The following is a 10354-nucleotide window of genomic DNA, read 5'->3' on the forward strand; positions in this document are numbered from 1 at the left end:
GGCGCGGCCTGGTCATTCGAAAGGGGCGGGGCGGGGCGCCCGGTAGGAGCGTCGGCAGGCAGCGGCGACGGCTGCGTGGATGGGTGTGGTGCCGGAGATGAGTTCCAGGGTCCGGCCCGCTGTCGCGGGAGTGGCGAGCAATGCGGCGAGGACGGCCGCGACGTCGGCGCGGTTCACCTCGCCCGGACCGGTGGACTCCGCGAGGCGGACCCTGCCGGTGCCTGCGCTGTCCCGGAACCAACTGGGGCGCAGAATCGTGCAGTCCAGAGCGGGGCGGGACAGAAGGTTCTCGTCGACTTCGCCCTTGCCCCGCATGAACGCTTCGACCACGGGGTCCACCGGGTACTCCATGGTGGGATCGGCGCCCAGGGCGGACAGCATGATGTAGCGGCGAACGCCGACACGCTCTGCGGCGTCCGCCATCGTCAGGGCGGCATCGCGGTCGACGGGGTGCGCCCGGCACGCGTCTCCCCGCCCGACACCGGCGGCGAAGACGACCGCGTCCGCGCCGGCGAGAAGGACAGCGAGCTGCGCTGCCGTGGCGGTGGCCAGGTCCAGGAGCAGCGTTCGGGCACCTGCCGCCCGGAGGGTGTCGGACTGTTCCGGACGGCGGATGATCCCGGAGATCCTGTGCCCCCGGGCTGCGAGCAGACGAGAGAGCGCGAGCGCGACGCGGCCGTGGCCGCCGGCGATAACGATATGCACGTCATGCCCGTGCCCACTCCGGCGTTGCTCGTACACGTCCATCACTCCAAGAACCTTTGTATGACACACCTCCGCGAGCGGGCCGCCGGGCCGTGCGGCCGCCCGTCCTGCTGGATCACCGGGACCGGGAGCCACGGGTACACCACGTCACCGGGATCGCTCCGGGGTCGCGCTATGCGTCGCAGACGGTGTCCCGGGCGGGCAGGGTGCCGTTCAGCAGGTAGGTGTTGACGGTCCGGTTCACGCAGCCGTTCGGGTAGTACGCGTAGACGGGACCGGCTTCTGTGCCGCCCGTTCGATCGTCCCCTCTACGCCGGTACGTACCGCGGCGGGCGTGCTGCCGAGTCCGTACTCGCGGTGCCGCTGTGCGGCCCAGGCCGCGAAGTCGTCGAGCGCCTTCTCATTGGCGGGTCCCGCGCGTCGCACCATGCGGAGCGGGTACTCGGCGGGATCGGTGCGCTGTCCAGGACCAGCCGGTCGACCCTGCGGGGGAACATCTGGGCGAAGGTGGAGCCCAGAACCGTTCCGTACGATTGCCCGAACAGCGACGTCCTCCGCTCGCCCAGCACGCTGCGGACGATGTCCACGTCCCGGGCGATATTGCGGGTCGAGAGGTGGGGCAGCACATCGGGGTGCTTGTCCCAGCACCTGCGGGCGTCCATGCGGGACAGCCGCACGCTCTGGTCGAATCCCGCCCGGTCCGCCCCCGGGGCGTGGAGCCAGGTGCCGCGGGTCAGCCCGCAGTCCACCGGGGTACTCCTCCCGAGCCCACGGGTGTCCATGCCGATGATGTCGTACACCGCTGCCACCCCGGGGACTCATCACCTTCCGCAGGTCCCGGGGCATGCCGAGCCCCCGGACCCCGGGGCCGCCGGGGTTGGTCTGGAGAATGCCACGCCGCTTCGCCGGATCAGACGATTTCAGACGTGAGACGGCGACCTCGATGGTGCGCCCCTCCGGCGTGCCGTAGTCGAGCGGAACCCTGGCCCGCGCGCACTGTGTCCCGCTCGCGGCGAGCGAGGTGTCATCACACCCGGCCCAGTCGACGGACTGGCTGCGGAACCGGCCCAGACCGTCCCCTCCGCCGGACGAGGAGGCGAAAACGGGCGGCCCGGCCGTCGTGGCGAGAGTGACGACAGAGAGGGCGAACACGCCCAGAGCTGCGGCTTTCTTCATGATCCGGAACGCTACTGGTTCAGCATGTCACTGCACACCGTTGGAGAGCCTGCGGAAGCCTGAGAAGTGGAGAGTTCACCCACCATGGGAATCATCGAGACGCACCACGATGTGCTGAGCCGGCTGCTGCCCGGTGACAGGGTGGACGAACTCACCTTCCACCAAGGGCAGTTCCACCATGTGGTGATCGGCTCGGACCGGGTGGTGTGCTTCGCCCGCACCGAAGCGGCCGCAGCTCGGCTGCCCGCACGCGCGGGCGTACTGCGCGCCCTCGCAGGGCTTGACCTCGGCTTCCGTACTCCGCGTCCGCTTGCCGAGTCCGGCTGCCGGGCCTCCGACGGACCTCCGTACCTGGTGCTGAGCCGAATCCCCGGGGCGCCGTTGGAGGACGACGCGTGCGACAGCCCCGCGGTGGCCGAGGCAGTGGCAACGCAGTACGTCACCCTCCTGTCCGCTCTCGCCGCCGCGGGCAGCGACGAGAGTGTGCGCGCCGCGCTGCCGTTGGCTCCCGAGAGGGAGTGGCAGGAGTTCGGGGCGGGGGTGCGCGCCGAGCTGTTCCCGCTGATGTCCGACAGCGGGCGGGAGCGCGCCGCGCGCGAGCTCATCGCGCTCGACGCGCTCCCCCACCTCACCGCCGCCGTGGTCCACGGCGACCTCGGAGGCGAGAACGTGCTGTGGGAAACCTCTGGCGGTCTGCCTCGCCTGAGTGGTGTCGTCGACTGGGACGAGGTCACCGTCGGAGACCCGGCCGAGGACCTGGCCGCGGTCGGGGCCGGCCACGGCGAGGAACTGCTGGGCCGGGTGCTCACGCTCGGCGGCTGGGCCGACCACGAGATGGCCGGGCGGATCGCCGCGATCCGCGGCACCTTCGCCCTCCAGCAAGCTTTGTACGCGCAGCGTGACGGCGACGAGGAAGAGCTGACGGACGGTCTCATCGGCTACCGGTAGGCCCGGGAGCCGGGAGCGCCGGTCAGATCCGTGGCGCTCCCAGTGGGTCGGTGACACCCGCTCGTGCGTAGGCGCCGCTGCTGTACGTGATCAGCCGTTCGGCCCCGCCCCGGCTGCGCCCGCACCGGCTTGCGCCGAAGTTGGGCGTATGGCAGCGCAGAGCTCGGACGGCGGACTCGGCGGTCACTCGGCGATCGGGCTCCGCGGCATCAGAGGTGCTGGGAGCGGGCGATCGGCGCTCCTGCTCCTCGGGGTACTGGTGCTGCAGACCGCCTTTGTCCTGTCGTGCATCGACGCGTTCCTCGAACACACCCCGCACCGCATTCCGCTGGCCGTCACGGCCCCCACCACGCGGATCGCCGACGACGCGTTCTACCGGCTCGCGCTGCTCCCCGGTGAGCCGGTGGATCCGCGCCAGGTGGCCGACGAGGCCGCCGCCCGGAAACAGATCCGCGATCGGGAGGTGGCCGGCGCGCTCGTCCTCGCCCCGCACGGCACCGCCGACCTTTTGCTGGTCGCCGGTGGCGCGGGCCCCTTGCTCGCCGAGGAACTCGCCGCGCACGTCACCGCGGCCGAGAAACTCCACGGGCGCACGGTCCGCATCCGGGACGTGGTCCCCACCGCACCGGGCGACCCCCGTTCCCTCTCCTGCTTCTCGCTCGTCGTGGGCTGGTGTGCGGGCAGCATCCTGTGCGCCTTGGTACTGGCTTTCAGGGCGGGCGGCGGCCGGGCAGGGGCACATCTCGCTCCAGCCGCCCTGGGGGTGCTGCTGTTGTACTCGGTCCTTGCGGGACTGCTCGGTACGCTGGTCGCCGGGCCTCTTATGGACGCGGCTCCGGGGAACTTCTGGGCGTTGTGGGGGCTCGGATCCTTGCTGGTTCTGGCGGTCGGAGCACTCACGCTCGCGCTGTACGAACTGGCGGGCGTGCTCGGAATCGGTCTGGCTCTCCTGCTCGTGGTCGTCCTCGGTGTGCCGAGCGCGGGCGGGGTGTGTCCCACCGAGCTGCTGCCCACGTTCTGGCGCACGATCGGCCCCTCGCTGCCTCCCGGCGCGGGCCTGGATGCCGCACGCTCGATCGCCTACTTCAGCGGCAACGGCGCCGGCGGTCCGTTGCGGACGCTCTCCGTCTGGGCTGCCGGCGGCGCGGCCGTGGCACTGCTGTGCGGAGTTCTCGCGTCACGGGCCGGCGCTCCTGCGGGGCAGGGCCGTCGCCGCCCCTGATGTCGAGTCACCGGAACGGCGCTCCCGGTCTGCGGGCGCTCACCACTCGTCGTCCGTCCACTGGTCCAGGAGGGCTTCGCCGTCCGCGCTGCTGTCGGGAACCCCGGTGACGAGGGACTGCTCGGCCCAGATGACCTTGCCGCGTGCGGTGTAGCGCGTGCCCCAGCGGTGCGCGAGCCGGGCGATGATGAACAGGCCGCGCCCGCCCTCGTCGGTGGTGGCGGCCCGGCGTACGTGCGGGGCGGTGCTGCTGTCGTCGGCGACTTCGCAGATCAGGGTGTCGTCGTCGTGCAGCAGACGGAGCCGGATCGGCGGACTCCCGTAGCGGATCGCGTTGGTGACCAGTTCACTGACGATGAGTTCCATCGTGTACGCGACGTCCTCCAGGCCCCACCCCTTCACCACGCGAGCCGCCTCGGCCCGGATCCCGGAGACAGCGGTCGGGTCGTCGGGTACGTCCCAGTCGGCGACGTGGCCGGGGTCCAGGAGACGGGTGCGGGCGACGAGCAGGGCCACGTCGTCCGTGGGCCGGGCGGACAGCAGGGCGTCGAGGACCACTTGGCAGGTGGCCTCCGGACCGAGGTGACCGGAGCGATCCAGCGTGGTGCGCAGCAACTCCAGTCCGGTGTCGATGTCGCGGCCCCGCCGCTCGACCAGTCCGTCGGTGAACAGGACCAGCCTGCTCCCTTCGGGCAGCACGAGATCGGTGGTCTCCACCGGCAGTCCTTCGCTGATTCCGAGCGGCGGGGACCCGGGGATCTCCGGATAGGTGACCGTACCGTCGGGGAGTACCAGGGCGGGGCCCGGGTGACCGGCCCTGGCCAGGGTGCAGTTGCCGGTGACCGGGTCGTAGATGGCGTAGAGACAGGTGGCGCCGGAGACTTCGACGTCGCTGTCCCCCTCCGTGTCGAGACGGCTGACGACGTCGTCGAGGCGGGCGAGGAGTTCGTCCGGGGACAGGTCGAGGGTGGAGAAGTTGTGCACGGCGGTGCGCAGCCGGCCCATGGTGGCGGCGGCGTGCAGGCCGTGGCCGACGACATCGCCGACCACCAGCGCGACCCGGGCTCCGGGCAGCGGGATGACGTCGTACCAGTCCCCACCCACTCCGGGCTGGGCCGGAAGGTAGCGATGGGCCACCTCCAGGGCTGAGGGCGTGGGCAGGACGCGAGGGAGCAGACTCCGCTGAAGGGTGACCGCCATGGTGTGCTCGCGGGTGAAACGGCGCGCGTTGTCGATGGCCACACCCGCTCGGGCTGCCAGTTCCTCGGCGACGGACAGATCCTCGGGCTCGAAGGGGGCCTTGTCCTTGCGCCAGAAGCCGACGCTGCCCAGCACCGCACCACGTGCCTGCAGCGGTGCGGAGACCAGGGAGTGGATGCCGTAGTCCAGCACCGCACGGGCCTGTGCCGGGTCCTGGGCGATCCAGCCGTCGGAGGCCGGGAGCTCGGCCGTGAGGACGGCCCGGCCGTCGGCCGCACCGAGCGCCGCAGGACTGCCGGGAGGGAAGTGCAGCATCTCCCCCACCGGGTGGAGGGGGTGGTCGTCGCGGATACCGGCAATCGCCGTGCGGCGCATGTCGGTGGCGGCTCCGGTCGGTTCCTCCCCGTGCAGTACCGGGTCCAGCAGCTCCACGGTGGCGAAATCGGCGAACCGAGGCACCACCACGGCCGCCAGTTCCTCGGCTGTGTGCACCACGTCGAGGGAGGTGCCGATGTGTGTCCCGGCGTCGAAGAGCAGTTGCAGCCGTGACCGTGCCACTTCGGCCCGGCCCGCCAGCTCGCGCAGCTCGGTCGTGTCCCGCAGCGTGACCACGCTGCCCGTCGGGCCCCCTCCGCCCTCGACGGTACGGAGGTTGACGGCGAGCAACCGGTCTGCGGTGGAGTGGACCTCGTCGTCGGCCGTTCTGCCCGAGACCAGGAGTTGTGTGGTGTCCGGGGCCAGGCCGAGGCCGGCCACCTCGCGCTGCTCGGCGTCGCGCGGCAGGTCGAGCAGGCGTCGCGCCTCGTCGTTGGCCAGCGTGAGCACTCCGCGGTCGTCGATGATGAGCACACCTTCCCGGACCGAGTGCAGGACCGCGTCATGATGCTCGTACATCCGGGTCATCTCGGCGGGCCCCAGTCCACGGGTCTGGCGGCGCAGCCGTCTGCTCACGACCGCCGAGCCGGCCGCGGCCAGCAGGAGTGCCCCGCCGGCGACCGCGAGGAGAGCCGGCAACTCGCGTCCGACCATCTCGTTCACGCTCTTGACATAGATCCCCACCGAGATCAGTCCGACGACCCGGCCCTTGTCGTCGAAGACGGCGACCGTCGTGTCGACGGCTCGGCCCAGAGCGCTGTCGAACGTCTCCTGGAACGGCTTGCCCGTGAGCGCGGGTCCGAAGGTGCCGGTGACATGGCCGCCGATGCGGTTCGGGTCGGGGTGGGACCAGCGGATGCCGTTCGGGTCGAATGCGACGACGTAGCCCACGTGGGCGTCCTTGCGCATCTTCTCCGAACTGGGCTGCAGCACCAGGGTGGGGTGGGCCGACCTCATCGCGGCGGCGGTGCCGGGCGCGTCCCGGAATACGACGGCCACGGCGAGCGACTTGTCCCGCGCCTCGTCCGTGGCGCGCTGCCGGGATTGGACGACGAGCACCAGCAGAATCGCAGCGACGAGCACGACCGCCACGACCACCTGGAGCAGGAAAACCTGTCCTGCGACACTCCGTGGAACCAGCGGGCCGGGGAACCGGCGAGGACGCCAGGTGGGAGACCGCCGCGGATACTGATGCTCGCCCATCCGCCCAGCATCACCGAGGGCGGGTCCGCAGCGCGGCTGACCGCGCCGTGCGCGGCAACCGCCTCACACGTCGGGGTCACGGCCCACCGGCGGTTCCGGGGCGGGATCGGACGGGGCGCGCGTGCCTGGCCGATACGCCGGAGGGATGGGCCGGCAGGGATGGCCGGCATCCCCGCGTGTACCGGAGCGGGGAGGGCCTCCGTCGCGGCTGCCGGGTTCACGACGGGACTTGAGGAGTGGTCACGGGGTGAGCGCGAGCGCACCGTCCGAGCGGTCGGCGGCCTGGTCACGGATGACGGTCCACGCGGTGGCGGTGGGCGACGGTCGGCGGGCCCGGTCTCCGCCCCGACCCTGAGCGTGACCGGCGTACCACTGATATCGCCGAGCCGGCTGCTCATGATGGGGGTGATGGTGACGGTGCCGGCTGCCCTGGCGGTGACCTTGCCGTTCCGGTCGACCGCGGCGACCGGCCCTGAACTCGTTGTCCTCGACTCGGATGTTGCGGTGCACCGCGTCCGCCTCGTCGGTCACCTGGTCGGTGGGTTCGACGAATATCACCGGGCTCGCAGGGCGCAGGAACGCGTTGTTCCTGATCAGGACGTCGCGGACGGGGCCGGACTCGTACCACCGGCAGGCGTCGGACGAGATGAAGACGCTGGACATCTGATCGCCGAGGATCCGACGCTGGCCGAACACGAGCGTGTCGTGCGCGCCATTGTGCGCGGGGAGGCCGACCGCGCCGCCGAGGCCATGACGGAACATCTGACCCTCAGCCTCCAGCGCCGGCTCAGGCAGGAGAACGGGGCCTGAGGTACGTCCCGGCACCTCACGACAGCGCAGCCCGATGTGCTCATTCCCAGGAGCGCCCGGCAGCTCGGGTGACGCCGGTGAGGCCGTAGTAGTCGGCGACGCAGGAGGCGGGCCAGGCCATGCGACGGCTGAACGGTTCGGTCATTTTGCTGATGGGCAGCCGCTGGTACGGAAGAACCTGGGCACCGGCCGCGGATCGGCTGCGCAGCCAGTTGTCCTGGGCATCCCATTGCTGTGCCCGTGCCGCCATGTCGCTGTCGAGGCTGCCGAGCGACATGGCGAGCGAAAGGCAGACGAGGCCGCACATCGCTGCCCCGGTGGCCAGGGGCAGTGCGATCCGTTGCCCATGGCGCAGCCACCCTCGACCGAGAAGAACTCCCACGAGGACGAGAAGCAGGAGATACAGCAGGAGGTAGTCGTTCCACAGGCGCGTGGACGTCGCGACGCTCTGTCCGAATGCGGGGTACGTGATGACCGTACAGACGTAGCCGGAGACCAGCAGGGCGCAGATGCCCGCCCCGGCCCATAGCGCCAGGTCCTTCGCGGGGGCGGTCCGGCCTCGGGGACGCCGGTCCAGCAGCGCCAGGAGGATGCCGACCGCGACGGCGCCCAGGTACTGCCACGTCGTGACACACGCGACGGCGATGTCGGCGAAGCCTCGCAGGGACGCGAGGAGCGATTCGGGGTCGAGCATCGAGGCGGCGCCGTGCTTCTCACGGCGATGCCGTGCACCCGGCGATGTGAAGAGGATCAGCCCGGAGATCAGGACGGCCGCGATCCCGGCGGCGCACCAGCACCGGACGAAGCGGCGTCGCGCCGGTGCCAGGACCCGGCCGCTGATCAGCAGCAGAGCGCCCAGGACGGCCACGGCGACGACGGAGGTCTCCTCCGACAGCAGGCCCAGGAGCAGCCCCGCGAGAAAGACCGTCAGCAGGGCGAAGGTCCTCCCCCGCCGCGACGCGGCACGCAGCAGGGGGATGGCCGCGGCACAGGCGAGCACGGGGGGCACGGTGTGCGAAACGGATGCCGCGGGCCAGTAGAACGTCTTGTAGGTGTTGGGGGAACCGAGCAGGAACAGTGCCGTCACCATGGATGCCACCAGGAGCGGGACTCCCCGCGGGGCGCTCAGTCGCGCTCTTGGCAGGACCGTGGCGATGAACGCCCAGAGGAGGCAGAGGATCAGCACACCGCTGACCGGACCGAACCACTGGTGGCCTGCCACGCCGAACCGCGCGTAGGACCAGACCAGCACCGCGTTCACGACACGCCCGTTGTCCATGGAGTAGAACGTGTCCACGATCGCGGACAGCCCGCCCTCCCGGACCACGGGCAGGAAGCACCAGTCGTCACCGCTGGGACGGACCCGGCGCCCGGCCCAGGCCGCTGCCGCGAGCAGGAGGATCGGCAGGAGCGAAAGCACTCCGACCGGGAGCGGCCCCCACCACCGCCTCGGACTACGGTCCTGAGCACCTTCCGTACTTCGCTCCTGATCGGACCTCTCCTGCACGCACTCCACGGCTGGTGCCCCTTTCCGCATCGGGATCACAGGAAGTGCCGGCCGCCAGGACGAGCGGTCGAACCGGGCCGGCCACGGGAACACGGCTTCCCCGACGCAGGAACATTGCTAGCAGCCCGCCCGCTCCCGCGGCGGCATCCCTGGGGCCGGTTCGGGGAAGTGCCCGACGGCTTCGCCCATTCGGTGCCACCACGGGTGCTGCCGGAGAGCGGTTCAGTCCGCCCAGGCGCGGGCCAGGCAACGGTGCCGGAGCGGATCGGAATGGTCGGTGAAGGAGGTCCGGCCATGCAGAACGGTGTTGTTGTCCAGCATGAGAAGGTCTCCCCTGCGCAGGGGCAGGCGCAGGAACAGGCTTTCGTCGCCGAGCACTTCGTCGAAGGCGTCGAGGGCTTCCACCTGCGCTGCGGTCAGTGGCTCGCCAGCCGCCTGGTGGCCGCGTTCGATCTGGTACCTGTTGTACCGCACGGTGAGCCGGCCGTTGGTTCGGGTGAAGACGGGCCCGGAGCGTGCCAGGTTCCGTTCCGCGCCGAAATGGAAGTCCCGGTGGAGCGTCGGCAGCACCGCGGGGCGGTCGGCCGAGAGCCGGTCGTGCACAGTATGACCGCTGACCAGCAGAGATTCGCCTCCCGTCGAGGCCGGCCTGACACAGAGAAGTGCGAGCAGGCGTGGGGGTCCGGATGGCCCCGCACGGTCGGTGTGCGGAGCCAGTGCCGCTTCTTCCACCGGATCCTGAGGCAGGTCGTCGCGGTCAGCGCCCTCGGATACCGGGGAGGTTCGGACGGTGGTGAGGAGATGGTCCATCGGCGCGGCGGACTCCGGTGGGCGGGGTGTGCCCGCCAGGGAGAGGACCGATCGGCACAGGTCCGCGCAGGCCCGATCGCTGAGTCCGTCCAGCGGAAGGCCACGCACAACTGCCAGTCCCGGCCCGTCACACAGGGCCGACAGAAGTCGGCCCGTCAGTTCTTCGAACGGGTGAGAGCCTGGTGAGGACTTCGCATCTTCCGGTGCTCGCACGGCGGTGTCCGTCAGCTCTGTGACGGTGAGGCTGCTCGCGAGCCAGGACGGTGGCAGGTGGATCAGCCAGGCGTCTTCCTCCAGCGTGTCCCGGTCCCACAGGTGAATTCGTTCGGCAGCGACGGACTCTTCTTCCATGAACACCCCCTGCGTCCTGCGCACAGGCGTTCCCCATGACGCAGGCC

General features: G+C 70.9%; 9 protein-coding genes. 3 read left to right on the forward strand and 6 right to left on the reverse strand.

Annotated elements, in window-relative coordinates:
• Positions 1-12: 12 nt before the first annotated feature.
• From A6A29_RS11660 to A6A29_RS46400, 3 genes are all read right to left on the reverse strand, one after another.
• Entirely contained in the window at positions 13-705 is a 693-nt protein-coding gene (locus A6A29_RS11660; RefSeq protein WP_073720136.1) for an NAD(P)H-binding protein, read from the reverse strand.
• 172 nt (positions 706-877) lie between these two features.
• On the reverse strand, positions 878-1081 hold the full coding sequence (locus A6A29_RS47985; protein ID WP_079182719.1) for an alpha/beta hydrolase: 204 nt from the start codon (positions 1079-1081) through the stop codon (positions 878-880).
• A complete protein-coding gene (locus tag A6A29_RS46400; RefSeq protein ID WP_073719975.1) occupies positions 1014-1514 on the reverse strand; it encodes an alpha/beta fold hydrolase in 501 nt (166 codons plus the stop codon). The genes A6A29_RS47985 and A6A29_RS46400 overlap by 68 nt, the downstream gene beginning before the upstream one ends.
• 433 nt (positions 1515-1947) lie before the next feature.
• Between A6A29_RS46400 and vph the strand changes: the two genes are divergently transcribed.
• Positions 1948-2829, forward strand: coding sequence for a viomycin phosphotransferase (vph, locus tag A6A29_RS11675; RefSeq protein WP_274535797.1), 882 nt, complete (start codon positions 1948-1950; stop codon positions 2827-2829).
• A gap of 148 nt (positions 2830-2977) precedes the next feature.
• Positions 2978-4051 (forward strand): DUF3533 domain-containing protein, encoded by a 1074-nt coding sequence (locus tag A6A29_RS11680; protein WP_073719977.1) that lies wholly within the window; start codon positions 2978-2980, stop codon positions 4049-4051.
• Positions 4052-4090: 39 nt separating this feature from the next.
• Here A6A29_RS11680 and A6A29_RS11685 read toward each other — a convergent pair whose 3' ends face one another.
• Positions 4091-6829 carry a SpoIIE family protein phosphatase gene (locus tag A6A29_RS11685; protein ID WP_073719978.1) on the reverse strand — a complete coding sequence of 913 codons (2739 nt, stop codon included), beginning with the start codon at positions 6827-6829 and terminating at the stop codon, positions 4091-4093.
• 408 nt (positions 6830-7237) lie between these two features.
• Between A6A29_RS11685 and A6A29_RS47990 the strand changes: the two genes are divergently transcribed.
• Positions 7238-7639: an FCD domain-containing protein gene (locus tag A6A29_RS47990; protein WP_385727312.1), complete on the forward strand. Its 402-nt coding sequence runs from the start codon at positions 7238-7240 to the stop codon at positions 7637-7639.
• Positions 7640-7679: 40 nt separating this feature from the next.
• Here A6A29_RS47990 and A6A29_RS11695 read toward each other — a convergent pair whose 3' ends face one another.
• Both A6A29_RS11695 and A6A29_RS11700 read right to left on the reverse strand, forming a co-directional pair.
• Positions 7680-9059 carry a DUF6056 family protein gene (locus A6A29_RS11695; RefSeq protein ID WP_241838424.1) on the reverse strand — a complete coding sequence of 460 codons (1380 nt, stop codon included), beginning with the start codon at positions 9057-9059 and terminating at the stop codon, positions 7680-7682.
• 309 nt (positions 9060-9368) lie between these two features.
• Positions 9369-10307, reverse strand: a complete 939-nt coding sequence (locus A6A29_RS11700) for a TauD/TfdA family dioxygenase (protein WP_143196976.1) — start codon at positions 10305-10307, stop codon at positions 9369-9371.
• Positions 10308-10354: the final 47 nt, after the last annotated feature.

Source organism: Streptomyces sp. TSRI0281, assembly GCF_001905125.1.
Classification (GTDB): domain Bacteria; phylum Actinomycetota; class Actinomycetes; order Streptomycetales; family Streptomycetaceae; genus Streptomyces.

Bases quoted from the DNA above. Each gene is read 5' to 3' on its own strand.
- A6A29_RS11680 (WP_073719977.1), top strand. From the start codon at position 2,978: ATGGCAGCGCAGAGCTCGGACGGCGGACTCGGCGGTCACTCGGCGATC.
- A6A29_RS11685 (WP_073719978.1), bottom strand. From the start codon at position 6,829: ATGGGCGAGCATCAGTATCCGCGGCGGTCTCCCACCTGGCGTCCTCGC.
- A6A29_RS47990 (WP_385727312.1), top strand. From the start codon at position 7,238: ATGGTGACGGTGCCGGCTGCCCTGGCGGTGACCTTGCCGTTCCGGTCG.
- A6A29_RS11700 (WP_143196976.1), bottom strand. From the start codon at position 10,307: ATGGAAGAAGAGTCCGTCGCTGCCGAACGAATTCACCTGTGGGACCGG.